This window comes from Shewanella sp. Scap07 (genome assembly GCF_013394145.1).
GTDB lineage: Bacteria > Pseudomonadota > Gammaproteobacteria > Enterobacterales > Shewanellaceae > Shewanella > Shewanella waksmanii.
The window spans coordinates 1,684,055-1,710,459 of record NZ_CP041329.1 but is presented as its reverse complement, the minus strand read 5'-3'; the positions used below and the strand labels follow the sequence as shown (position 1 = coordinate 1,710,459).

17 protein-coding genes are annotated in these 26,405 nt (G+C 46.5%); 9 read left to right on the top strand and 8 right to left on the bottom strand.

The features are described 5' to 3' along the window. Window positions 1-67: 67 nt before the first annotated feature. Window positions 68-1,057, top strand: coding sequence for a DmsE family decaheme c-type cytochrome (locus FLM48_RS07515; RefSeq protein ID WP_179024228.1), 990 nt, complete (start codon window positions 68-70; stop codon window positions 1,055-1,057). Between the two features lie 12 nt (window positions 1,058-1,069). Continuing rightward, window positions 1,070-3,169 carry an MtrB/PioB family decaheme-associated outer membrane protein gene (locus FLM48_RS07510; protein WP_179024227.1) on the top strand — a complete coding sequence of 700 codons (2,100 nt, stop codon included), beginning with the start codon at window positions 1,070-1,072 and terminating at the stop codon, window positions 3,167-3,169. 180 nt (window positions 3,170-3,349) lie between these two features. On the opposite strand, the gene FLM48_RS07505 is transcribed toward FLM48_RS07510, so the two are convergent. The 4 genes from FLM48_RS07505 to FLM48_RS07490 all read right to left on the bottom strand — a co-directional run bounded on the left by FLM48_RS07505 (window position 3,350) and on the right by FLM48_RS07490 (window position 14,725). Further along, complete coding sequence (locus FLM48_RS07505; protein ID WP_179024226.1) at window positions 3,350-5,770, bottom strand: M6 family metalloprotease domain-containing protein; 2,421 nt, start codon at window positions 5,768-5,770, stop codon at window positions 3,350-3,352. 181 nt (window positions 5,771-5,951) lie between these two features. After that, window positions 5,952-8,789, bottom strand: coding sequence for a TonB-dependent siderophore receptor (locus FLM48_RS07500; RefSeq protein WP_179024225.1), 2,838 nt, complete (start codon window positions 8,787-8,789; stop codon window positions 5,952-5,954). Between the two features lie 1,116 nt (window positions 8,790-9,905). Next, entirely contained in the window at window positions 9,906-11,948 is a 2,043-nt protein-coding gene (locus tag FLM48_RS07495) for a GEVED domain-containing protein (RefSeq protein WP_179024224.1), read from the bottom strand. A 563-nt stretch (window positions 11,949-12,511) separates the two neighbouring features. Then, window positions 12,512-14,725, bottom strand: coding sequence for a winged helix-turn-helix domain-containing protein (locus tag FLM48_RS07490; RefSeq protein WP_179024223.1), 2,214 nt, complete (start codon window positions 14,723-14,725; stop codon window positions 12,512-12,514). 440 nt (window positions 14,726-15,165) lie between these two features. Between FLM48_RS07490 and FLM48_RS07485 the strand changes: the two genes are divergently transcribed. The 7 genes from FLM48_RS07485 to panP all read left to right on the top strand — a co-directional run bounded on the left by FLM48_RS07485 (window position 15,166) and on the right by panP (window position 23,343). Further along, window positions 15,166-15,741 carry a hypothetical protein gene (locus FLM48_RS07485; RefSeq protein ID WP_179024222.1) on the top strand — a complete coding sequence of 192 codons (576 nt, stop codon included), beginning with the start codon at window positions 15,166-15,168 and terminating at the stop codon, window positions 15,739-15,741. Between the two features lie 23 nt (window positions 15,742-15,764). Continuing rightward, window positions 15,765-16,346: a uracil-DNA glycosylase family protein gene (locus FLM48_RS07480; RefSeq protein WP_218645345.1), complete on the top strand. Its 582-nt coding sequence runs from the start codon at window positions 15,765-15,767 to the stop codon at window positions 16,344-16,346. A 32-nt stretch (window positions 16,347-16,378) separates the two neighbouring features. Beyond that, window positions 16,379-17,383: a GGDEF domain-containing protein gene (locus FLM48_RS07475; RefSeq protein WP_028772327.1), complete on the top strand. Its 1,005-nt coding sequence runs from the start codon at window positions 16,379-16,381 to the stop codon at window positions 17,381-17,383. A gap of 88 nt (window positions 17,384-17,471) precedes the next feature. Next, window positions 17,472-18,626, top strand: a complete 1,155-nt coding sequence (locus FLM48_RS07470; RefSeq protein ID WP_179024220.1) for a sugar diacid recognition domain-containing protein — start codon at window positions 17,472-17,474, stop codon at window positions 18,624-18,626. 278 nt (window positions 18,627-18,904) lie between these two features. Next, the gene (locus FLM48_RS07465; protein ID WP_179024219.1) at window positions 18,905-20,263 is read left to right on the top strand and encodes a GntP family permease; all 1,359 of its coding nucleotides are present in this window, start codon (window positions 18,905-18,907) and stop codon (window positions 20,261-20,263) included. A gap of 74 nt (window positions 20,264-20,337) precedes the next feature. Then, a complete protein-coding gene (locus tag FLM48_RS07460) occupies window positions 20,338-21,474 on the top strand; it encodes a glycerate kinase (RefSeq protein ID WP_179024218.1) in 1,137 nt (378 codons plus the stop codon). A 210-nt stretch (window positions 21,475-21,684) separates the two neighbouring features. Next, on the top strand, window positions 21,685-23,343 hold the full coding sequence (gene panP, locus FLM48_RS07455) for a pyridoxal-dependent aspartate 1-decarboxylase PanP (RefSeq protein ID WP_179024217.1): 1,659 nt from the start codon (window positions 21,685-21,687) through the stop codon (window positions 23,341-23,343). Between the two features lie 10 nt (window positions 23,344-23,353). On the opposite strand, the gene FLM48_RS07450 is transcribed toward panP, so the two are convergent. The 4 genes from FLM48_RS07450 to FLM48_RS07435 all read right to left on the bottom strand — a co-directional run bounded on the left by FLM48_RS07450 (window position 23,354) and on the right by FLM48_RS07435 (window position 26,169). Continuing rightward, window positions 23,354-24,034 (bottom strand): YafY family protein, encoded by a 681-nt coding sequence (locus FLM48_RS07450; RefSeq protein WP_179024216.1) that lies wholly within the window; start codon window positions 24,032-24,034, stop codon window positions 23,354-23,356. Window positions 24,035-24,144: 110 nt separating this feature from the next. Next, complete coding sequence (locus FLM48_RS07445; RefSeq protein ID WP_179024215.1) at window positions 24,145-24,591, bottom strand: GyrI-like domain-containing protein; 447 nt, start codon at window positions 24,589-24,591, stop codon at window positions 24,145-24,147. A 59-nt stretch (window positions 24,592-24,650) separates the two neighbouring features. Next, window positions 24,651-25,034 carry a VOC family protein gene (locus tag FLM48_RS07440; protein ID WP_179024214.1) on the bottom strand — a complete coding sequence of 128 codons (384 nt, stop codon included), beginning with the start codon at window positions 25,032-25,034 and terminating at the stop codon, window positions 24,651-24,653. A 139-nt stretch (window positions 25,035-25,173) separates the two neighbouring features. Beyond that, window positions 25,174-26,169: a hypothetical protein gene (locus FLM48_RS07435; protein ID WP_256871085.1), complete on the bottom strand. Its 996-nt coding sequence runs from the start codon at window positions 26,167-26,169 to the stop codon at window positions 25,174-25,176. Window positions 26,170-26,405 lie beyond the last annotated feature (236 nt).

Genomic DNA, 26,405 nt, shown 5'->3' with positions numbered 1-26,405 from the left:
TCAAATAGGATTCAGGGGGAGTGACCTCCCCCTTTCAATTTTGATGATGTGAATTAGGATGCCGAATATGAAAATCATAAAAAAAATAACCTCTCTGCTGCCTGCCCTAATGGCTACTGCAGTGCTTTCACTTGGCTTTGCGCACACCGCAACTGCGGCTAAGTGGGACGACAAAATGACCCCAGACGAGGTCGAAGCCACCTTAGATAAAAAGTTTGCCGAAGGTAAATACTCGCCTCAAGGTGCTGACTCTTGCCTAATGTGCCACCGCCGCTCTGAAAAAGTGATGGACCTTTTCAAAGGGGTTCACGGCTCAATGGACTCAAGCAAAAGCCCAATGGCCGGCCTGCAATGCGAAGCCTGTCACGGCCCAATGGGCAGTCACAACCGTGGTGGTAATGAACCTGTTATCGCCTTCGGTCCAGACTCTAGCCTTTCAGCTGAAAAACAAAACAGTGTTTGTATGAGCTGTCACCAAGATGACAAACGTATGTCTTGGAATGGCGGTCACCATGACAATGCCGATGTTGCTTGTGCTTCGTGTCACTCAATCCATACCGAAAAAGATCAAGTGTTATCAAAGAACACTGAAATGGAAGTATGTACTAGTTGTCACACCAAGCAAAAAGCGGATATGAACAAGCGCTCTAGCCACCCAATGAAATGGGCACAAATGGTCTGTAGTGATTGTCACAATCCACACGGAACCATGAGTGACTCTGACTTGGTAAAGCCAAGCGTGAATGAGACCTGCTACTCTTGCCATGCCGAGAAACGCGGTCCTAAATTGTGGGAACATGCGCCAGTAACTGAAAACTGTGTCACATGTCATAACCCACACGGTAGCGTTCACGAAGGCATGCTCAATACCCGTGCACCACAATTGTGTCAGCAATGTCATGCTAGTGATGGCCATGCTAGCAACGCTTACCTAGGCAATACCGAACACGGCTCAAGTGTCGGTGGTAATGCCTTCACTGGTGGACGTAGTTGCTTGAACTGTCACAACCAGATCCATGGTTCTAACCACCCATCTGGCAAGCTATTTCAGCGCTAAGGAGAGAGCAAAATGAAATTTAAACTCAATTTGGTTACCCTTGCGCTACTTGCAAATGCCGGTGTCGTACTGCCTAACATTGCAATGGCTGAAGGTTATGGACTGCAAAATGCCAACACCGAGAAAGTCAAATTTGACAAGTGGGCCTGTAAGCGCTGCGAAGTTGAAACTGGCGTATCTGGTAGTGTAGGCGTAGGTGTGGGCTACAACGACAGTAACGATATTCGCTCAGCGAATGCCTTTGCTGCCGAAGACGAGTTTGCAGGTAAGCTAGATGCTGACGTTAAGTATGTTAGCGAGAGCGGCTACCAAGCTAGCATCGAAGCTGACAACTTAGGCATGGAAAATGGCCGCTTAGATGTCAATGCTGGTAAGGCTGGACAGTACAACCTAAACCTTAACTATCGTCAAATAGCGACCTATAAAACTGACCAAGCGATGTCACCTTATCAAGGTGCAGGCAGTGACCACCTCACCTTGCCAGATAACTGGCAAACCGCAGGTTCGAGTCAAGATATGACTCAGCTTTATAGCAGCTTAAACCCACTAGAACTATCGCTAAAGCGTAAACGTGCAGGCTTAGGGTTTGAATACCAAGGTGAAGAGCTTTGGAGCACCTACGTTAATTACCAGCGCGAAGATAAAACCGGCCTTAAGCAGGCTTCAGGAAGCTTCTTCAATCAGTCAATGATGTTGGCTGAACCTGTTGATTACACGACCGATACCATTGAAGCTGGTATCAAATTACGCGGCGACAACTGGTTTACTGCTTTGAACTACTCAGGCTCAAGCTTTAAAAACCAATACAGCCAGTTAACCTTTGATAATGCATTCAATCCGACTTTTGGTGCGCAAACTCAAGGGACAATGGCACTGGATCCTGACAACGAAGCCCATACCGTTTCATTAATGGGTCAAGTGACTGCAGGTAAAACTATCATGAGTGGCCGCGTCCACTATGGCCAGATGACACAAGACCAAGCATTTGTGACCTCTGGATATGGCTATGACATGCCGGCTGACTCGCTTGATGGCCGTGTTGATATGCAAGGCGTTAACTTAAAGCTGGTTTCTCGTATCAGCTCAAGCGTGCGTCTTAATGCCAGCTACGACTATAGCGACCGTGATAACAAGACCAACGTGGAAGAATGGACGCAAATCAGCATCGACTCTACCACAGGTCAAGTGGCCTACAACACGCCATACGACATCACGACCCAACGCGCTAAGTTGGGGGCTGACTATCGTATCGCACGCGGTATGCGCCTAGAAGCCGGTTACGACTACCGTCAAGATGAGCGTAGCTACCAAGACCGTGAAACCACTGATGAGCATACGCTATGGACTAAGTTCCGGTTAAACTCTTTCGACAAGTGGGACATGTGGATCAAAGGTAGCTATGGCGAACGTGATGGCTCTGAATATCAAGCCTCTGAGTGGACGTCGAGCGAATCAAATGATCTGCTACGCAAATACAATCTAGCAGACCGAAAACGCTCTATGGTTGAAGCCCGCGTGACTCATACCCCTATCGATGCACTGACTATTGATTTTGGTACACGCTACGCGCTAGATGACTACAACGACACACAAATCGGTCTAACTGAGTCAAAGGACTTAAGCTACGATATCAACGCCAGCTACTTGATCAACGATGACATGATGGTTAATGCGTTTTATAGCCGTCAAAACATTGAATCAGAGCAAGCAGGCAGCACTAACTTCAGCACGCCAAACTGGTATGGTGTAGTTGAAGATCAAGTGGATGTGATTGGCGCTGGCTTTAGCTATAACAATCTGATGGAGAAGAAGTTACGCCTAGGCATTGACTACACTTACTCAGATTCAAACAGTAACACTCAAGTCACTCAAGGTATCACTGGTGACTATGGCGATTACTACGCTAAAGCGCATAATGTTAACGTCTATGGTCAATACCAAGCCACCGAAAAAATGGCATTGCGTCTTGACTACAAGATGGAAAAATACCGCGACAATGACGCCGGTAATGATATCGCGCCAGATGGCATTTGGAACGTAGTAGGATTTGGCAGCAACAGCCATGACTACACAGCCCACCTAATCATGTTAAGTATGAGCTACAAGCTGTAACTGGTTAGTGTGTTAGAAAAACCCGCTTCGGCGGGTTTTTTATTGGCTGGAATACAAGCCTATAGGACATAAGACGCTGGCGACAGTATATCGCAACGAAAAAACCCTTAAGCCAAAATCAACGACTTAAGGGTGCATGAAAAATGGTAGGTCGGGAGATCAAACCAATCACGTGCTAAATCAGTCGATGGTCACCGTCAGCGTTCCTGCGGTAACCCCGTTATTTCGCCCTCGAATAGCGATATACCAGTTGCCACTTTGCGGCATATTAACTTCAACAAGCTCACCGTTGTTGTCTCTCACATCGTAAGTTCTGGCACTTGCTTGACTGCCGTAATTAGCCATAAGCATCGCAGCGCCATTGTTCTCATCAAGCGCAATGGTTAAACGCGATGTCCCTTCTGGCACTGATACACTTATATGTTGATACTCGCCATTGGCCACATTCACTGCAAACTGGCTTTCGTTGCCCTCGTCTACTGGTGGCTCACCGTCTTGGCTATAGCTAGCAACCAAACTGACCTGACTAAATGCCTGACCGTTGTAGCCTTTAACCACAAAATAGTAGCGCCCAGCTTGGGTCGTACCCAATTGGGTTTCGCTACATAGCTCTACTCGGCTAGCGGTATTAAGGAAACAGTCGGCGGTCGAAGTGTCATTAAGGGTGTCAAAGTTAACATACAAATCAGCATCTCCGCCATCTAGGTGGGTCAATAGCAAACTTAGTTCACTGGCACCCGCTGGCACTTCGATATAACCGCTGATCTGCTGATTCTGTTGTGCACTCAGCACGACCTCAACGCCATTGGTTAACACAATTTCGTCATCGGTTTGCTCTGAGGGTGTCGCTACATCAAAACTCATTTGATCGGCTTTAACTGAGATATTGGTAATATTTAAGCCACTTTCAGTATCATCCCACCAATGGTTATTGGGTAAGCTACGATCAGAAAACTCAGTGTCCCAGTCTTGATCGGTACTGTATTCATCTGCGCCACCATCGCCATCTTCACCAAACAGATCATGTTGGTCGCCATCATTAAAATCATGCTCCAAATCAAAATAGTGATCAGCACTCACCAATTGCACACCGTTGTGTAATGTTGAACAGTCCTGATAGCCCAAATCACAGGGGTAAGCATTAACATCACTTTGTGTTTCGCCATTACTGCCAGGGGCAGCCAGGGCATCATCAATGTGCCATATCGCTAAACCCGTACCCGGAGAGTACGCATCAAAGCCGCGTTGTTGACGGTTTTCTATTAAGAAGTACTCTTGCGGATTATCAGGGTTTTCGTACAGGTAGGCCTGTGAGTGATTGACCGACTCACCAATCGTCACCTGCTGTTGATTCATGCCATTTAGGCGTGTCGGCGTGATCCAGCCTAAGGTATATTTGCCCCATGCCGAGAGATGCGCAGGTGATTCACCATCGCGCTCAGGGCCGGTCTTGCTGCCTGAAGCCATTAAGCTCCAATCGCCCGCACCAGCAGTTTGGCCTGAATTGGTACCACCCGTGTCATAAAGATCAGGTAGACCAAACACATGGCCAAATTCATGGGCGAAGGTGCCTACATTGGCCCGTTGTCCAGCATTACTTAACTCCGGCGCCACAAAATAGTCGTTAACGGTTACTCGTTTAGACGGATCAGCTAGACACGTATCATTGGTGGTATAAACACCGTCGCCATCACCCTCAGATTGCAGCCAATATAGGCTGTATTTGTGTGCCCAGATATCATTAGCTGCCCCAACCGCTTGGTGCTCACCATTGCCCTGATAGATAATGGAAATCAGGTCAACCTGACAATCTTGATTAATATCAGCAAACTGCGAAAAGTCCACATTTTGGTCAACACCATCTAAGGCTTGGGTTATCATTACGCCAATATTGCTATCATAACCAGCGCTGTTGTTTCGCCCATAAAAAGCGTGATCATTAGGCAGCTTGACCCAATCAATCACACCGCTGTTGCCGCCAGCCAAATTCAAATGGCCATATGACACCTCTTGATAATAGGCGGTGAGTCCTTGGGAGTCCTGAAAAAGGAAATGATCAAACTCGTCTCGTGTCGCAGTTGTTTGAGTATCAGCAAAATTGACCATCACTACCGGCACATCAATCGTGCCAGTTATCGGCATGATGGCCGTCTGGCTAACACCACTATTTTGGGCACTAGGACCATTAGCTGATGCCCGGGCAAATACGTTTGTCTGATGAGCTTGTTTACGCCTTTTTTGCGCATGCCATTGGGCATCACGCTTTAGGTTGCGGCCACCTAATTTATGCTGTGCGCTAGGTTGTAGTACCTGGCGTAAATCAAGTCGTTGCGCTGATTGAGTTTGTCTGCCAGCGTCATCCAGTTCAGCGACATACCAGTAACCACTGGCGTCATCTTTTACCACAGGTACACCTTGGGCTGTCTCCCAGCCATGGGCAAATTCGTCACCCCACTTGCGCAGCCACACTCGGCTTCCGTCTGGCTGCGTCACTTCAACAAGCTGCGTGGCCGCCGGCGCACTGATAGCATGGGGGCTAGGTAGTGCGAGTATGGTGCTGACCATGCTGGTCAACAGTGCTAGCTTAAGTTTGTTATTCATTATTTTTCCTTAAGTTATCTCGGCAACATACGACGATTTATCAGTAGATAAAAAACGTCACCTTAGTAAGTTATTGGCATTAAAAGTTGCGGCCTGTGCAGCTAAGCTGCTAAGCCTGAATCAATGTCTAAAAGGAGGAGCGAATGTGGGACAGGCGCGGTCACCACACTCGCTCAAGGGGCTAGAACTGTGCGTTCAGACCAGCATTGTAACTACGGCCGCGAATGGGGTAAGTTGTCCCGCCACTGCTGGCACTAGCAATACCAAGCCAATCTTGGTCGAACACGTTGGTCACACCGATGTACGCACTGACGCTATCGGTAAAGTCGAAACCTAAGCGAGCGTTATGCAGGATTGATGATGGTAATTCAGGTCGGTCATACTTCTCAGCTGTTGCTGTGCGTGACACTTTGGTTCCTGAAACATAGTTAATCTGCCAAGACGCCGTGAAGTCAGCTAAGCTGTAGCGGGTATTCAAGCTAGTTTTCCACTCTGGTACACCAACAACACCCACATAATCATATTCTTCAGTATCGACGGTATCTTGCCAAGTACTCTTAGTCAGGTAGGTTCCATATAACGCGAAATCTAAGCCGCTACCTTGCCCGAGTTCAATGTCGTAGTTAACCTGGAAATCCACACCTTCACGAATCATCTGTGCCGAGTTCACATAAGTGTCATTCACGTAGCTAATATTACCATCAGCTTCACGGGTGATTTGGCCGCAAAATGGGTTATTGACTGAATCAGCATCAACACAACGCTCGGCAAACTCTTCTGCGCCAAAGCGGCCAATAACATCTTCAATCTTGATGTTGAAATAGTCCAGTGAGATAACTAAGTTGTCTACACTTGAAGGCTGTAACACTAAACCCGCAGTCAGTGTGTGTGCCACTTCAGGGTCGAGCTCCTCATTGCCTTTGGTTGAACCATAGCTGCCACCGGTAATACGCATTTCAGACTCAAAGTTTTCTGGTACACCTAACGCCGCGCAGTTTGCAGCGCGCAGGTCTGGATCGTCGGCAAATGGAATTTCATCGATGTCACAAGGATCTGACATGCGGAAGAAATCAGTCTCTTCTGGTGAAAACAGCTCGGTCAACTGGGGAGCACGAACCGCTTTTGCGTAAACACTACGTAGACGAATATCATCATTCAGCGCCCAGTTAATACCCAGCTTCCAGCTATCGTTAGTACCTGCATAGGTATAGTTTGCCACACGATAAGCCGCTTCAACATCTAAGCTGTCTACGAGCGTCATATCGGCGAGCACAGGTACTACAACCTCAACGTATGCCTCGGCAATATCACGATCGACATCTTGCGCTGACTTTGTATTACCGCGGTTAATTCCCGATAGCATCACATCAGAAGGCTCGACTTTTAGCCCTTCTTGACGATACTCAAGACCCGCGCCTAGCATCAGTTCACCCGCAGGCATATCCATTACTGCGCCGTTTATATTGGCCGCAAGCGTGTGTTGGAATGTCGTTGTTTGATCGGTAAACGGGTCAATGCGTACATAATCTTTAAGCTCATCGGTCAATGGCATAAAGGGATTGAATTCAGGACAACTGTTATCAGCTTCACACTCGCCAAACGTTTCAAAAGCGTAGAACCTTTCGGTGTTAACACGATTATAGGCGGTGGTCTCTTTCGAGGTTTGACCGCTGGCTAGATAGACATCCCAATACCAATCGTTGAACACCTCACCTTCTAGCGTCACCGAAGCCGAGATAAACTCTCTGCCAACTTCTGTGGTGCGATTACCTAGATCGTTAAAGGTGTATGGTACGGCAAACCAGCTACTGCCATTGTTGTGATCGGCAACCGTATCTTTCACAGCCTGCGGTACATCAAATGGCGCGTCATTGACATTAATCCAACCGTTCCAAGAAAACACGAACTCTGGATCTAGGTTTTGTTTAGATTTACTGCGGCTGTATTGCACATCGCCCGATAACAGCAGACCATTGTCAAAGTCATAGCTGCCATTTGCATAGACACTGTACTTTTCTTTTGGCACCACAGCTTGAATTGGGCCAACACTGGAGTACATATAAGGGTTAACATCACTAGACTGCTTATAGTAGTCATACAGCTCAGCATCAGTGATTGCGAGGAAACCGCGGTTGAGCTCGCCACTGCTATCGCGACCAAACTGAAAATAATCATAATTATCCATCATGATAGTCGGACGCTCGGCCAACACGTTGTAATCTGCCCAGCCAATATTGTTTAAGGTGATTTGATCGGGAATACCGGCAATGTCACCTCTTGGGTCCAGTTTGTTGGCTACAAAATTGGTTTGCCCATACGAACCAGGTCGATCTGCATAGCGCAGCTCGTTCTCTTTAAAGTAATCTAGGCTAACGGCAAAGTTGCCCTTATTGTCATCAAAGCTATTACCAGCGGTAATCGTGACGCCCGTTTGCTCGCCATCACCGCGTTCCGTTGTTGAACCATAAAGATCCACTTCAACGCCATTGAACTCTTTCTTAAGAATAATATTGACTACGCCAGCAACGGCATCTGAGCCATAAACCGCAGATGACCCGCCGGTGAGGATTTCAACTCTATCAACTAAGCTAGCCGGGATATTTCCTACGTCGGTAACTAAAAGATCTGAAGAGTTAGCGGTTTGGGTTGGGCGATGACCGTTAACTAGAACCAAGGTACGTACAGCACCTAAGTCACGTAAATCAACTGTGTATAGACCCGCATTTTCTGGGTTATAGGCATTGGTTGAGGCATTGATACCTTGAAACTGTGGCAACGTCGCCAGCATTTCATTGAGATTCATACTGCCAGAAATCGCCAGTTCTTCAGCGGTGACCACGGTAACGGGTGCCGTGGTATCGGCACCCGCTCTAGCAATCCGAGAACCGGTGACTAAGATTTTTTCATACACTTCCTCAGTCGCCACTTCCTCACTGTTCACTGCTTGTGCTACAGCACCTTGACTCACTAAGCCAGACATAATCGCCACAAATAGTGGCTTTAATTTAACGTGCTTCATAATTTTCCTTGTTTATTGCTATTTTCAATTTTTGTTATTGTTAGAGCGGTTTTAAATAAATCGTCAGGCCACCAGCTGATCCCATGCAGGCATATCAGTTGGACTTATCAGCGCAACACCACTTCATCTCACAACCAATTTTATACAATATAAAAAAACAGCTTTAAAGCTATCGCAACAGATCTGTAACAAGGTCATATATGATAATAAAAGACCATAAAACTTACTTATAAAGCACTGAAAATAAAAGATAACCTAAACTTACACACCAAAAGGAACTAACAGCTATTGCGACCAGATTTGCACCGAGATGATGTTAAATGATGAGTTATGATTAAAGATGACTGCCAAAAGTACACAATGGGCCATACCTGATCGGTGCAACACCACATAAAAGGCATTTGACTGTGTTAACCCCGTCGTTGCCAGTCGTAAAACACAGGCCTGCTTCTAGGCAATATATCTGACAAACACCGTTGCAGTTAGCGCAAGGTGCGCTTGAGAAATGCGGCTAATGACAGCCAACTTGTGGCTAACTAGCATCGTTCAACTCAGCTTGGTTTAACCGGCGATTTTGATAAGTGCTGATTCAACATTGCAGTCAATTAAGCTGATGCTGATTTACGCTTTAAGGCATGTGGTGACGTAAACGCTGATAAAAACCAAGCAAAAACTGGCAGTAAACATAGACCTGTCAGCTATATGGAAAGCCATTAGTTAAATAGAAAGCCATTAGCTATATGGAAAGCCATTAGTTAAATAGAAAGCCATTAGCTACGTATAAAGCCATTAGCTACGCAGAAAGCCATTAGCTATATGGAAAGCCATTAGCTATAACTCGGTGCAACTAGCGTGATAAGTGCCAAACACGCCAACCCCAATAAACGCCTAAACTGAACCACCAGTATTAATACAGCAGTGATCCAGGTGGGCGACTAGCTCGTGATGCTTCAATGGCGGCATGGCACCATGCAGAAAATAAAAAGGCTTGGTATTCAAAGTTTGAATACCAAGCCTGATGTTATCTGTCACGCCCCATAGCGCTATAAGCCAGTGATTTGGGGCCACACTATCGAACGGCGTGAACAAGTTCACGCCGCCAAGTTCATATACGAATTAATGTAACTCGACCTCCAAATCAATCCAAGCCGAAGCGGTACCGACTACCCCACCTTTATTCACCGGGGTAATGGTAAACGCGCCCCATTTATCGGTATAGCTTTTACCAATCACTAGCGCGCCATCCATAAAGTCGTCAAAGTCGTCATAGTCGTCGTTGAGATCATCAGGGAAAGTGTTCGGTGTCATATCTAATAAAAATGAAGTGCCGTAGTAATATGATCTGGCATCTTCATCCGCAAAGTAGCCTTCAGTGTTTATTTGCACCCCATTAGTGTCAGCACCATCTTTAGTTCGGTATTCAACCCAGTAGGTGACTTGATCGTTACCTGATTTAAGACGAATACCGATATCACCATTAATCTGACCATGATCTAAGGCATAAATTCGGTAGGTACCCGACTCAATAACTTGTGGTACTTCGTCGGTAATATTCCAGCTTTTGAAAAAGTTTTTGTAATAAAGGTTTAAGCCACCAAAATCCCAAGCATTGTTACCCATTAGACTAAACGCATTACCATAGCCGATCATTTCACTGTCATAGTCGCCCGTGCCAAATACGCTAGCGTGACCGTCTAGCCCTTGGGCATGATGTAACCCCATGGCATGACCCATTTCATGGGCAAGGCCACCAGCTTGTGAGCGTGTATCACCTGTATCATACATCCTAATGGCACCAGGGTTGACTCCAGCTTTAATGCCCCAATCAGAGATTTGTGGTGCTAAAATCAAATAGATGGTGTCATCATCAATATTCCAGTACTCGGTTTCACCCAGTGCGACTAACTTATCTGCGAAGTAGGCTTTCCAGTCATTGGGGTCACGATTGTCCCATTGCGAAACACTCTCTCCAACCTGTACTTCTGAGTCGTAAATATCATAGTTCACGGCAAAACGCCCATAGGATTGCTCATCAAAGTAGTCGATGATTTCCTGCATTTCGGACTCGATGCGATTAACAGTCCAAGACAGTTTTGCATCAGTAAATTCAAATCTGAACACTTTGACTTTCACCGAGTCGTGCAGCCATTGTACGTGGGAGCCATAGAGTTTATCGCCGGGATCCACCGGTGGCTCATTGCTATCATCATTGCCACTACCATCGCCAACATTGACGCTATAATCTTCAATTTCACCATAGCGGAAACCACTGGCTAAGGCGGTACCGTCACCGTTCATCGCCACTCTCATCCGTGCCCTACCGGTTGCGATGGTGGACAAGTCGAGCGAACCTTGCACCGTCGCATCTCGGCGTCCTTGGCCACTAAATACCAATTCATCAACATCAAAGCTGCCACTCGCGTCACTATCAATCCATACGGCCCAGTCGGTACTCCAACTCGTAACGGGCTGCAAAGCAATTTGGTCGCCATCGGCAATATTAAGCACTGTACTGCTAGTAAAATCCGCATAACCACTGTTATCGCCTGAGACACGTTGCTCCTGCCCTAACGTAATGCTGGCAATGTGCTCATTGGACCCACCTCTGGGTGTGATCTCAAGTTGGTAATTGCTATCACCACCACCGGGCGCTGTATGTGAATTAATGCTTACTGTCACCGTTTGCTCGTCGCCATAACCATCGTAGTTACACGAATCGCTGGCAACGGCATCGGAATGCAACAAGACTCGCATTTGGGTTTGGTCAACTGTCATCTGCTCAGTGATAGGTAATTGCACGGTAACCGACTCATTGCTGGCGGTTTGGCTTTGATACAGCAACTCGCCACTGTCGGAAAAGTCACCGTCTTTATTCAAGTCAATCCAAATACTCCAATACTCTCTATATCGATAGCTGCTATATCCAGGCTGTAAAATTAATGTCGGATAGCTACTGAGTTCAGCGTTATCGGTCAATTCACTACCATCGAGACTGATACTCTCGATAAATTCGTAGCGATTGTCGGGTGATATATCACATAGCGCATTGGCATGACTCGCCCAAAAACACGCCAGTAAAGCGGTACTCGCTATATGAGTTTTAGTTGTCACTCTCATAAGCTTGTTGGCCGCACGGTTAGATTTATTATTGTTGTTCATATGTCGCTTTCCATGTTGAAAGACAAAGCGGTTCACTATTTTCTTAACTGCAGAATATGGTAATCCAATGATTTAAATTGCAATGCTTAACTCCGGCGCAGTGGTGACTGATGCCACCTAAAACCTGAGATATAAAACTTAAGCCTTTTGCTGTGCACAAAAGATAAGCACTTGGATTCTAGTCACGCATTAAATCAGCCAACAAGGGAGGCTAAAACGCCAACTTGAGCAAAGTGACGCTAAAAACAACACAAACAAATCTTTTAAAACATAAACTTAGCTGATTTATTTCATTTCTATGACCCTAACCAAGAAATGATCAATAAAGATTCAGATGATAAATCGTGACTCATCGAGATGACTGACATGACAAGATTCAGCCTTGAAGGTGTGGCTAAGTAACCCGCTTAGCTAACACTATTAGGTAACGCAGCAAGGGGGCTTTTGAAAAAGATGCTGAACGCCTTATCGCTATCGAGGTTTTGATGATTGGCAGTATGACATTGAGCAATCCATTAATAGCAGCTATTGACTGCTATTAATGGATCAATATGACTTAAGCGCTATTTGACCAACAGTAAGCCAGTATCGTTATGGGCCGATTGAATCAAATAAATATGGCGCTGGTCATCGCTAAGCACAATATTAGGATAAAGGTTGGGGGTATCAAATAGGTGAGTGGTCACCTGTGTGGCCAAATCATAATAATAAACGGCATTTCGACCACCTTTAGGCCTATCCATAAAATAGATACCGGATTGCGTAACAACAAAATCATTGGTGGTATAACCGTTGGCAATGTAGTGTCTTGATATCAATTTTTGGGTTTGATGAGTGCTGGCGTCATACTGGTAAATATCGGTACCAGGCTCAACCCGATAGTACAATAAGCCATTGCCACTATCTTGTACCATATTGGCACGCTCCATCTGTGGTACATCAACCAGAGGGTAGCCACTCATGCCCATATTGACGGCCTTAGAGTACTTATCATCAAAGGCTGCAAAGTAAATAGACTGCGCATCGGCAGAGTAGGTACCAGCGTAGACCAGCTCGCCTTTAGGACACAAAGGTGTGTCTTTGCCAGTATTAATATCAATCACTCTGCAGGTCCCATTAACACTTAATAGCGCTTGATCCGTGCCAGCAAGCCAACTTAAGCTCAACGGATACCGATAGGAAGCTTGCTGCTGAAATTCCTCAAGCTTGTAGGCCTTGCCAGCTTGATACCGCCACAGTTCAATCTGATGATTCGGCTTGACAGACACAAAAATAAAGCCGTTATCGGCCACCCCAGTTATTGCCCGTATTGATAAGCCATTATTGACCACAACCTGCGGGCGACTTGTCTCGCCCAGCAGCGGATTAGCATAGCGAACAATTTCAGTGGTCAGAGAGGACAAGCCCCAATCTTGTTGCAATATAAACTGCGACTTACCCGGAACTTTTAGTGGCCAATAACCATTGACGACGGCGCTAGAAATTCGCGTGACTTGCGCTTGTGCCAAATCAAACTGAGCTAAATATCCCGCATCGTCAATAAAGTACACCAACTCGCTGTCATCACTAAAACTGACATTCAGCCGCGTATGGGTGAGTTTAACTTCAGTATTTATAAAGCTTTTTGCATCAATATCATACAAAACCAACTCGACGCCGTCATAACCCTCAGAGGCACGCATTATTGCCAACCATCGCTTATTAGGGGATACGACATTAGCAAAATCACCATTGGACTGGATGGCTGGCGAGCTAATTTGCTCACTCTTAGCCGTATTAATGTCATATAGGTAGATTTTCTTTGGCGCCCAAGAAGCCTCTTGTGCATTGTAGAAAAAACGCTGTTCGTCCAACCAACTGATCGCTGGCGATAAATTATCTCGAGTTAAGCTAACTAGCTTACGGGCATTGGTTGCAGTTAGCGTATCGCGGTCGAAGTCTGCAACATAAATGCCCTCCTCGCCAAAACGTAAACGATGGAACGCAAGCTTATTTCCACTGGGTGATAGGCTAGCAAAGTTGTCATAGTTATCATTGCCGGCAAAGACCTTTACCCCACTAAAGGAGGAATCTAACTTTGAGGCATACAGCTCCCAAACATCATCCTGAGTGTGTTTACTCGCATAAACCACAATCTGACCATCAGCTGAAATACTGGGCGATTGCTCACGCCCTGGTTGAGCAGATAGTAAACTGACATTGTCATAGCGGATGGGGTCAGAAGACAGATACAGCCCAATGGCGGCTAGCAGCGCCCCCAATCCTATCAATGCTAAACCTAACTTGAACCAATGCCGCTGCCCCTGTTTGCTATCAACTTGGGTCACTGAGTTATCAGCTGTATGCTTGGTTGTTGCGTCGACATTATCTGTATTTGCTGTACTGCTATCGGCTGCAATATCGGCAGTGTTTTGGTTAACATCACCTTCATCGCTCATCTGGTCGCAGTAGATCATAGGCTCTGATAGCCGATAACCATTTGCCCCGCCACCAGTGACGGTATGAATATATTTAACACTTGGATCAAGCTTAGCGATATGGCGACGTAAACTGTAAATATGATTATTGATGGTGTGGTTGGAGGTCGCGGTGTTTTGCCATACCTCTTGCCTTAAGTCGTCACGGGTTATCAAACGGTCACTGTGATGACAAAAATACCCCAGTACCTTCATCACCATAGATTGAATTTCAATAAGCTGATCACCGCAGCGCAACTGATCTGACTTGGGATCTACCTCGATTTTACCGACTTTATATACTGCAGAAAATTTAGCCATAAACAGAAGGTCGTTATTATTCTTTTTTTAGAACAATAACATATCCCACATCCGGCTTAAAAACAAGCAAAGCAAGTTAAGCTGGTGCGACATTACCAAGCTATTTATAAAATTAAAAACAATAACTTACAAATTACCACCACGTTATTGACTCATCAGTTTCTTCAATGAAATTGTTTCAAGATACGCCGCCAACATCGCTAACCAAGCCAGCAATCACTAACTTTAAGAACAATGTCGCAACGATATTGGCTCTGTCATTGACCAAGCCATATTGACCTTTATCCGCCGCCTAGGCGCTACTACTCCCCTATTTTGCCAAGGCTGCTGGGCGGTGAAACTGGTCAAGCTTGCAATTTTAAACATTGGGCGGCAATTTAAGTTGAACTCTCCCCAAGTTTAAGCGATCTTAACCACAAATTTATTTATCAAGACACCCGATGCAAAGCCAATCTCCTTTAATACGACGCTTGTCCCTCGCCGCCCTACTTTTTCCATTACCGGCATTCGCCTTTCAGTCAGACACCACCAATACCCTGTTGTTGGCCATTGGCTTAGGTGGCTTTTGTATTTTTAACCTATTGTTAATTGGCTTGTTTCATTTCACCGGACAGTATAGCAGTCGCGGTTTTGCCAAGGCTCACATGGCTATCAGTTTGTTTGTTGCCGCAGCCGCGCTGGCTATTGCCTTGATATACTTACAAGGTGTTGGCGCCATTATGCTTAATCTGGGCGTCGTCATTGTGGCGGTATCTCTGGCACTGCTGCCAATGCATCTAGTCAATGTCGACAAAAGTAAACCGAGTTGGGCAACCACAGCCTTGCTGATGGCTGCCGTGTTACTCATGCTGGCAGCATACACCCTCACCCCTATCGCCCTATTTGCTATTGCCTGCGCCCATGTCGCCGCCCTCAATGCCAAACACATCGCCATCAAAATTGCCGCACATGGCGTTGCACTTTGGGGCTATGGCTACATAGGGTATTGGCTGTACCAATTTAGCCAACATATATAGTGCCAACCCCATCACAACTGAGCCTGACACAGCTGATAGCGCAGATAAACCGCTGTCAGTTGTGTCACGAGCAACTGCCGCTAGCACCTAAGCCCATTGTGCAACTGCATAGCCATGCCAAAATACTCATTGCAGGCCAAGCACCGGGACGTAAAACCCACGATATTGGCCGGCCTTTTGATGATGCCAGTGGTAAACGGCTTAGAGATTGGCTTGGCGTGACCGAGGAGCAGTTTTACAACCCGCAACTATTTGCCATATTACCGATGGGATTTTGCTATCCAGGTACCTACAGTGGAGAACAAAATAAACGCGGCGACAAACCGCCATTAAAACAGTGTGCCGACCACTGGCGACAAGCCGTATTGGCGCAACTAACCCAAGTAGAACTGACACTTTTAGTGGGCAAGTATGCTATCGACTGGCATTTACAACAACCGACGACAGTGACAGAATCAGTACAGCAATGGCAACAATTTTGGCCAGACACTTTAGTATTGCCACACCCGAGTCCACGCAATAATATTTGGCTAAAACGCCACCCTGAGTTTGCACTGCAGGTATTACCGCAATTGAAAACTCGCGTAAAAGATTTGCTTAGCTAAACTAATAAAGACAGTTGAAAAAAGGTGCAGCGATGAAAGAAGACTCTAATCCAGCATTTGGTCCTTATCCATACAATTCTATACTCGATATGGAAATTGAAGAAATAGACTGGCTTCGCTGGCAACGTCTAGTTAATACTGTCGCTGATATGTTTGATGCCCCCTCAACTTTTATCACCCAAGCCAATGTAAAAGGCATTGAAGTGCTCATCGCCTCACAGACACCTGATACCCACTACAAGCCTGGCGGCTATGCCGACTTCAATACCAATGTGTATTGCCATCAGGTGGTAAAAAATTCCCAAGAGTTATACGTAAAAGATGCCAGTGGTGAACAGCGCTGGGCCGATAATCCTGAGTATACCGAAGATAACTATGTCTCATACTTAGGCTTGCCGATTTGCTGGCCCGATGGTTCTGTATTTGGCACCTTGTGTGTACTCGATACTGAGACCACCAACTATCCACAAAAATACATAGACACACTCGATCTAATCAAAGAGATCATTAACAGCGATCTCAAACATCTGTATCGAGAAAACCAGCTGCTGACACTCAGTTACACCGACCCGTTAACCCAGATCTATAATCGACGTGGTTTTAGTGAACTCATGACCCCCACCCAAGATTTGGCCCACCGTCTGAACAAACAGTTGATCTTGCTATATTTTGATTTAGATGGCTTTAAGCAGATCAATGACGGCTATGGCCACGATGTTGGCGACCGCCTGTTACAACACTTTGCTAAGAGCTTGAAAGATAACAGTCGGAGCTGTGATTTAGTCGCCCGTTGGGGGGGCGATGAGTTTTTGGTGTTACTGCATGCCGAAAATGAGCACTGTATTACCCTTTACACCGACAGGCTCAATCAAGCACTTGCTGCCAGTGATGTTGGCGTTCCACAATTTGAATACTCAGTGGGTTACACCACCATCAAGCCCGGGGCAAAATCGTCACTAGACAACCTTATTGTGACTGCCGACCAAAGGTTATTTGAAAACAAACAGCAAAAAACCGCATCGCAGTTGAGGCAGTGATCTCGGTTGCGAAGTTTGCATCAACATTAGGCTATTTGCCGGCAAGCGCATAAGCTAAGCCAAGTCAGTCAATAACCATGAGCAGTCCATGTACTTTCTAGACGCCAACATCGCCCAACAAATTGTCGATCGCACCATTAAAATCATTGGTCACAATATCAACGTCATGAATAATCAGGGGGTGATCTTAGGATCCGGCGAGCCTGCGCGTATTGGTTCTACCCATGAAGGTGCATTGCTGGCAATCAGTCAAAATCGAACGGTAGAAATAGACAGTGGCAGCGCACGCAGTCTGCAAGGCGTGAAGCCCGGCATGAACTTACCACTGCATTATAAAGGCGAGATTATCGGTGTCATTGGTATTACTGGCGAACCCGATAGCCTACGTGCCTATGGCGAACTGCTGAAAATGACCGCAGAGATGATTGTTGAACAGTCCAACTCTATTGAGCTCGCCCAGTGGCAAAATCGCCAAAAAGAAGAGTTCATCCTGCAACTTATTCGGCAAAAACGGCCCGATTTTGAACGCTTACAGGACTGGGCGGCCAGACTAGATATTGACCTAAACCTGCCTCGGGTAGCGGCGGTGATCGCCATTGAGGAGGACACCCAACAAGATTTTGCTGACTCATTGTTAAAACACTTGGTCAATTTATTGGAAAATCCACCTCGGGGGAATCTGGTGGCGATGACCTCAATGACCGAGCTGGTGATCCTAAAACCGGCCTTTTTGGATGGCAAGCAGTGGGACGCAGAAGCGGAAAGCCAGCGCATTGATCAATTGTTAAAACGCCTACCTGCAGAGATGTCGACCAAATGCAAAATCGCGCTGGGTCATTACTTTACAGCCAGTAAAGATATCAACCGCTCCTATCAAACGGCAAAAGAAACCCTGCGCATTGGCAGCCAAATTGAACCCAGCCAAAGCAAGCATTTATATGAAGATTACTCTTTTTTAGTGTTGCTAGCCGGGTTAAAGGACAGTTGGCGAGCCGATCAGCTATTGGCTCCCTATCAACGTTTACTGCACGCAGACAAAAACCAGCAGCTAGATAAAACGCTGCGGGCGTATTTGCAGCACTTTGGCGATTTACAAACCTGCGCCCAGAGCTTATACATTCACCGTAATACCCTTAGGTATCGACTAGAGCGAATTGAGCAACTCACCGGAATAAACCTACAATCTTTAGATGGGTTACTGCGCCTATACGTCGGCCAAAACTTATCTCAAAATGGCACTTAGCGAGCAAAAACCCGCTGGCCAGCTATGTACTAAAGCACAATAAACCGATGAATATCTGCCCCAGCCTAGTCAATTTTGTGCATACGCACAAAGATACCTAGGATATTTTAGTCATATCTGTTCTATAACACGAAGCCAAGCTTGTCGATTGTGTTGATAATAGCCCAAGCCTGAAATACCAATGTGCTCAGCATCGAGGACTTTTGTCCCTCATGATTTGGGTCCACTGTTCAGCAAACAGAACAATTTAACTAAAAATACCCATACAGGGACACCCTATGAGCTTAGTACTGATCCTACTAGCGGTCATTGCATTTATTGTAATCGCTACCTCAAAATTCAAGTTGCACCCCTTCTTAACGCTAATTTTTGCCTCGTTCATTGCCGCATTTGCCTATGGCTTGCCGAGTGCTGAAATTGCCAAAACTATCGCCACCGGTTTTGGTGGGATTCTAGGCTATATTGGTCTAGTTATCGTCCTGGGTACCATTATCGGAACCATTCTTGAAAAAAGTGGTGCCGCCATTACCATGGCTGACTTTGTCATCAAGGTCCTCGGTAAACGCTTCCCGACACTCACCATGTCAATCATTGGTTATATTGTATCGATTCCCGTTTTTTGTGACTCAGGCTTTGTGATTCTCAACTCACTAAAACAATCAATGGCGAACCGCATGCAAGTTTCTAGCGTCGCCATGAGTGTGGCACTGGCAACCGGTCTGTATGCGACCCATACGTTTGTACCGCCAACACCAGGCCCTATTGCTGCTGCAGGTAATCTAGGTTTAGAGTCGAACTTGGGCCTAGTGATCTTCATTGGTGTGTTTGTTGCCGCAACCGCTGCTTTGGCCGGTACCTTATGGGCCAACCGTTTTAAAAATGTTGAACCTGACGGTGAAGGCGCAGAAGAGCTTAAGTCAAAAGTAGAAGATTTTGAAAAGCTAAAAGCCACCTATGGCAAGTTGCCATCACCAACACGGGCTTTTGCCCCTATTTTCATTCCAATTTTGCTGATCTGTTTTGGCTCTATCGCCAACTTCCCTACCGCGCCTATCGGTGAAGGCTTTGCCTTTGAGCTGTTTGCGTTCTTCGGTCAGCCAGTTAATGCCTTATTGGTCGGCCTACTGCTGTCATTGTCTTTACTTAAAGCGGATGACAAGAGCAAAGAGTTTAGCGAGCGCATTACTCAGGCGTTAACCGTTGCAGCCCCTATTTTGTTGATCACCGGTGCCGGCGGTGCATTTGGTGCAGTACTAAAAGCGGCCGATATCGGTACCGTGATTGGCACATCACTGTCAGCATTAGGCATTGGCATCTTCATGCCATTTATTGTCGCGGCGGCGCTTAAGTCAGCCCAAGGCTCATCAACCGTTGCTTTAGTGGCCACCTCTGCGCTAGTCGCGCCAATGTTAGGTGATATTGGATTAGCCAGCGATATGGGCCGCGTGTTAACGGTAATGGCCATTGGTGCCGGTGCAATGACAGTGTCTCACGCCAATGACAGCTTCTTCTGGGTTGTAACTCAATTTAGCCGCATGAGCGTTAAACAAGCCTATAAAGCCCAAACCATGGCGACCTTAATCCAAGGTCTAACTGCCATGACGTTAGTGTACATTCTAAGCCTTATCTTACTTTAGAGCGTTGACCCTCGCCGATAATATCGGCGGGGGTTTTTCTCGACATTATTAATTAGCTCTGTTAGGAACATCCAATGAAAATCGTCATTGCTCCAGACTCATACAAAGAAAGCCTTAGCGCCATGGATGTCGCCAACGAGATAGAACGCGGATTTAGGCAGATAATTCCCCAGGCTGATTACCTGAAAGTCCCCGTCGCAGATGGCGGTGAAGGCACGGTACAGTCAATGGTCGATGCCACCGATGGCCAACTAATTGATGTGACCGTTATCGGCCCCCTTGGCGAGCCAGTGGCGGCGCAATATGGTTTGCTCGGTGACGGTATCACTGCAGTGATTGAAATGGCTTCCGCATCGGGATTGCACCATGTCAGTGACACGCAGCGCAACCCATTAATCACCACCAGTTATGGTACTGGTGAGCTGATCTGTCATGCCCTCAATCGCGGTATTCGTCATATCATTATTGGTCTAGGCGGCAGTGCCACAAACGATGCCGGCGCTGGTATGCTGCAAGCCTTAGGTGTCCATCTCACCGACCAAAACGGTACACCGCTTGCCCCAGGCGGCGCAGCGTTAATTGATTTACATCGCATTGATAGCCGTAATATTCACCCTGCTATTGCGGACTGCCACTTTGAAATCGCTTGTGATGTCGACAATCCGTTATGCGGCGAAAAAGGCGCATCTGCGATATTTGGCCCGCAAAAAGGGGCCAGTCCAGCCATGGTCAGTCAGCTCGATGCTGCATTAGGCCATTTTGCCGATATCATTGCTCAAGCTGATATGATCGACCATCGACAGGTTGCAGGCGCCGGAGCAGCAGGCGGCATGGGACTAGCCACTATGGCCTTTTTAGATGCCGAGCTTAAACCTGGCATCGACATTGTGATGCACGCCGTTGAGCTAGCAGACAAACTAAACGGCGCTGATTTAGTCATCACTGGAGAAGGTCGATTAGATAGCCAAACACTGCACGGTAAAACCCCCATGGGCGTGTTACGTGAAGCCAGTCAGCAACAGATCCCCGTGATCGCTATCGCAGGTTGCGTCAGTGAAGATGCCAACATTTTACTTGAACATGGTTTTAAAGCGATATTTTCAGTGACGCCACGTAGCTTGCCACTTGCCGAGGTATTAGCGGGGGCAAAACACAACTTATACTCTACGGCTGTGAATGTCGCCGCCATGTATCAGCTCGGTCAAAAATAGGCGCGTCAGCTCACTCGCACCGCCTAGAGCTGTGCATTAAACCCCAGAGATTGAGCCAATCATGTGGCTGACCTCTGGGGTTATTTATTACAAAGCCATTTCACTTTTCCCCTTGATGCGATATAAAGCATAAAGTAAAGTTAGCTCCTTTTTTTAGACTACATGCTCAGAATAAGGGCGTGAGCGGATTGTGTGAGAGAATAAGTCTTGATGGCTGCCAAACAACAACGACAAGCAACAGCTTCTGAAGAAGCGCTAATGCGGATATTTACCCTGCCGGAAGCGCCCGATTCAACCCTTGGAAAAATTGAGAAAAATATTTCCGAAAACTTGATGGGTTTTCTTAAAGAAAGCATTGTTGCCGTTGAAAAGCCGCTATCGGAAGTTGAAAAAGACTTTCAAGCGCACCAAATTCCACAATCTCCAAGCTTTGTCTCTGATTACGCCGATGACATGATGCAAACCTTAGTGGCCCACAGCGTCCATACGTCGTCACCAAGCTTCATTGGCCACATGACCTCAGCATTACCCTATTTTGTACTGCCATTATCGAAAATGATGGTGGGGCTCAATCAAAACCTAGTCAAAATAGAAACCTCTAAAGCATTCACGCCACTTGAACGCCAAGTGCTCGGCATGATGCACCATATGATTTATGGCCAAAGTGACGACTTCTATCAAAACTGGATGCACAGTGCCAGCCACTCTCTTGGGGCATTTTGCTCCGGCGGTACTATCGCTAATATCACCGCATTATGGATTGCGCGTAACCGCTTATTAGCCGCCGATGGCGACTTTAACGGCGTGGCCCAAGATGGCTTAGTGCGTGGTTTACGGCATTATGGCTATGATGATTTAGCAATATTGGTCTCTGAGCGCGGTCACTATTCGCTGGGTAAGACCGCAGATCTATTAGGCATTGGTCGCAGCAATATCATTCAAGTTGCCACCGACAATAACAATAAAGTTGATGTCGAACTAATGCGCCAAACCGCCGCAAAACTGGCTCAAGACAACATCAAAGTGATGGCCATTGTGGGTGTTGCTGGCACCACTGAAACCGGCAGTATTGACCCGCTGCAACAGCTTGCCACGCTGGCTAAAGAACTCGACTGCCATTTCCATGTCGACGCAGCATGGGGCGGCGCGAGCTTATTGTCGAGCAAATACCGCCACCTACTCAGCGGTATTGAACACGCCGACTCGATTACCATCGATGCTCACAAGCAGATGTATGTGCCAATGGGCGCCGGTATGGTGTTATTTAAAGACCCCGAGTTTGCTAACGCCATTAAGCATCACGCAGAATATATTTTGCGTAAAGGTTCAAAAGATTTAGGTAGCCAGACCTTAGAAGGTTCGCGATCAGGCATGGCAATGCTGGTACACGCTTGCTTAAATGTAGTCGGGCGAGACGGCTATGAGATTTTAATCAACAACAGCCTTGAAAAAGCTCGACGATTTGCCGATATGATCCACGCCCAAGCGGATTTTGAGGTAATCACCGAACCAGAGCTGTGTTTGTTAACCTATCGCTATGTACCGCATGTCGTGCAGCAAGCAATGGCACAGGCGCGGCAACAACAAGATCACGATTTGCTTAAGCAATATCATCAACTGCTTGATGGCCTGACCAAGTTCATCCAAAAGCGTCAACGTGAACAAGGCACCTCGTTTGTATCGCGTACTCGTATCAACCCAGAACCACAACGTATCATTCAAGATTTAAAGTCAGTCGTATTTAGAGTGGTATTGGCGAATCCTTTGACCACAGATGAGATATTGCAGCAAGTCTTGATTGAGCAAGCCCAAATTGCCAAGCAAGCTAATCCTTACTTACCGGCATTGCTTGAGCTGGCCAATAGTTAACTGAACTCGGTTAATGATGACTATCTTGTAAACTGGCAAGGTAGTCTGACAATTCCTGCCCCGGTGTTGGCGTAAAATGGGTCTGCGTGGTTGTTACTGAGACAATACGATCTACTCTAAAGTTACGAAAATCATCACGCAACAGACACCAAGCAAGTAGCGTCCACGTCCCTTTCCAGAAATAGATTGCCAATGGATTCAGGCGACGGCTGCTGTTAGCTTGCTGCGCATCTTGATACTCGATTTCAATACATTGACGCTGATTCGCTGACGTTCGTAAGATATCGAGATATTTAAAATCACTGTCATCCACAAAATAGTCTACGGCGAACATCAATGATTGATATGCCTGCAAACGATCAGGTAATACAGCTTCAACCTTAATCATGGCCTGCTTAGCGGCCTGGCCCAACTCTTTACCGCCCCAGGTTTGCACCATGCGCATCCCCACCTGAATGGCTTCTAGCTCATGTTCATTGAACATCAGTGGCGGCACATTGACCTCTTGACGCAACAAATAGCCTACACCGGCCTCACCCTCAATAGGAATGCCCGACAAGGATAAGTCTTGAATGTCACGATATATGGTGCGTACAGAGACATCTAATCGCTGCGCCAATTGCTGCGCTGTCATCATCCGCCGATGTCGCAGTAATTGCACAATTTGAAACAGGCGGTCTGCTCGACGCATGCTCACCTCAATAAATGGTGTAATGGCAAGATGATAACGAGCGTTCGCCCATTACCTACCTGCCTTAAACGAATTAATGCCGCCAACCTTATTCGTTAGCGGCATACGTACTAGTGGATCCCAATGTAAATATCGACACTATCGGCGCTGGTATAGCATTCAAAATCGGTATCAAATGCTCGTTGATACTGACACTCTGCGTCGGCAAAATACTGCCAAACATCTTGCCATAAATTGACCACAACATCAGGCATCTTACCTTGGGCGGTAAACTTAAGGTACTGGCCTGGGGCTATTGCACAAGGATGCAGCTCGCTGCCTTCAATCACACCGCTCGCGGCACCAGCCAATGCACTGTAGCTGCCTGTATGGTCTGACTCATAATCAAAATACACGCCATAAACCTCATGTTTCTGATACAAGCTTTGGCCATACTGACTCATAAAACCTTGCCACATTGGTGCGATTTTTTGGCTGGGTTGCTGACTCTCTAACTGATTGTCAGTACGAACCACATGGCCAACAATTTGCTTGGCTGTCAAAGTAATAGGTTGCATATCGACTCCTTTCCTTGTGCTATAGATAATCGGCGGTTGCAATAACTGCCGGCAGTTTACTATTGCTGTGCTGACCACAGGCCTACTTTGTTACCTTCGCTATCGACAAACAGCGCAATGTAGCCACATTCACCGTCATTGATCGGCATCACTGGCAATACAATATTGACCTTTGCTTGGGTTAACTTAGCCACTAATGGTGATAATTGCTCGCTTAAATGTAGATACACGACACTGCCATCACCGCTGGGTTGCATCATTGGGTGTTTCACCAAGCCAACACTGGCGGCTTGCGGGTCTTGTGTCGCAATAATGGCCATTTGCATATCATCACTGTCTTGATGCTTAAACTCCACATCAAAGTGTTGCTGGTAAAAAGCGGTTGCGCGGGCCATATCTGCTACTGGGATTTCACCCCAAACCAAAGGTGTGTGGGTTAACATACTCTGCTCCTTATAGAAATTTAACTTTAGTTCCTTACGTCATCGCTGTTTAAGATGACAAAACAGAGTATAAATGGCCCCTACTGACAGCATAGTGTCAGTAGACATTCAGTGGCCGAAAAAAATTAACTGAGCCTGTTCAAAAGTTTTTAAACAGCACCTCTAGCCTTAACGTTAAGATAACCTGTTCAACCCGATCTTCATCGACTTCTTTATGCCAGTTATATTCTGGTGTGATCTCAAAAAATAACCATTCACGTAAAAATTGCTGTCGATAGGTCACCGCTATACGCGCGTTTTCGACATAATGATAGGGAGTATCTACCCCGTAAATACTGGCGATATAATTCAAGGCGCGCACTGGGCTTATGTAGTGATAGAGGCGTAAACTACTGCCAAACTCCCAACCATTATCGCGGGTTTCATATTGCGCCACGCTGCTCCAACGCAGTAAATAGTAGTCATTAAACACGTGCTCAATATCGAATTCTGTTGACTCGCCGGTCACTTTTTTCTTTTGATACAATTTTTGCGTCAGTCGAGTCGTGGTCGCCTCTGATAGCGGGTAGGTATATCCCCAACGGGCTTCAATTTTGGGTTGTAGGTTTGCCTTAATATTAAAACTCACCCGCTCGCTAGAGTACCAGTCATAGCGCAAACCAATGTCGCGTTCGCCGTCATCATCGGGGCTTCTTAGAAAAGCAAACGGATCGTCATCACCTTGAGAGTCGATAATGAGTTTGAGTTTTTTACTGGCACCGGGAAGATGAAATCGGGCATTGAGTTGCGCACGGTACTTAAAGCCATCGACCCCATAGTAAGAAAAATCATTGCCCCAGCGCACTTGGGTACCGGCGCGCGAATCTTCTTCAACGCGATCATCAAGAAAAAAGCTGTCGAACCATAAAGCCGGCTGGCAAAACTTGGTGTTGAGATATTGATAGGCAATATCAATCATTTCGTCTGGGTTAATACCGGCATCACAAGGGTCTAACGCTTGGGTTGCAGTTTCACCCACCTCGGCCTCGTCCGGCTTTTGCTGTTCCTTTTCGCCTGCTGTAGCCTCTGTCGCCAGCGAAAGGCAAACAGTCAGCAGTGCGGTGGTCAACGTAACACTTAGTTTATCGGCAATCACTTCTATCCCTATTGCAATTGGTTAACCACCTGAGCTTTTAACACTTAGCCGCAAAAATGAGCCGCGGCTAACAATTGTATCATTCTTACCACGTTTTTAAGCAAATTAACCTCAGCCCACGTTGCATTTATCCATCGGTTTGCATTGGCTGATTAAATTACAGCCATTAGCATGATTGTCTGCCAGAACGCTCTAATCCACAGACTATTTAGTGTAAACTAGTCAGCCAACGCCTA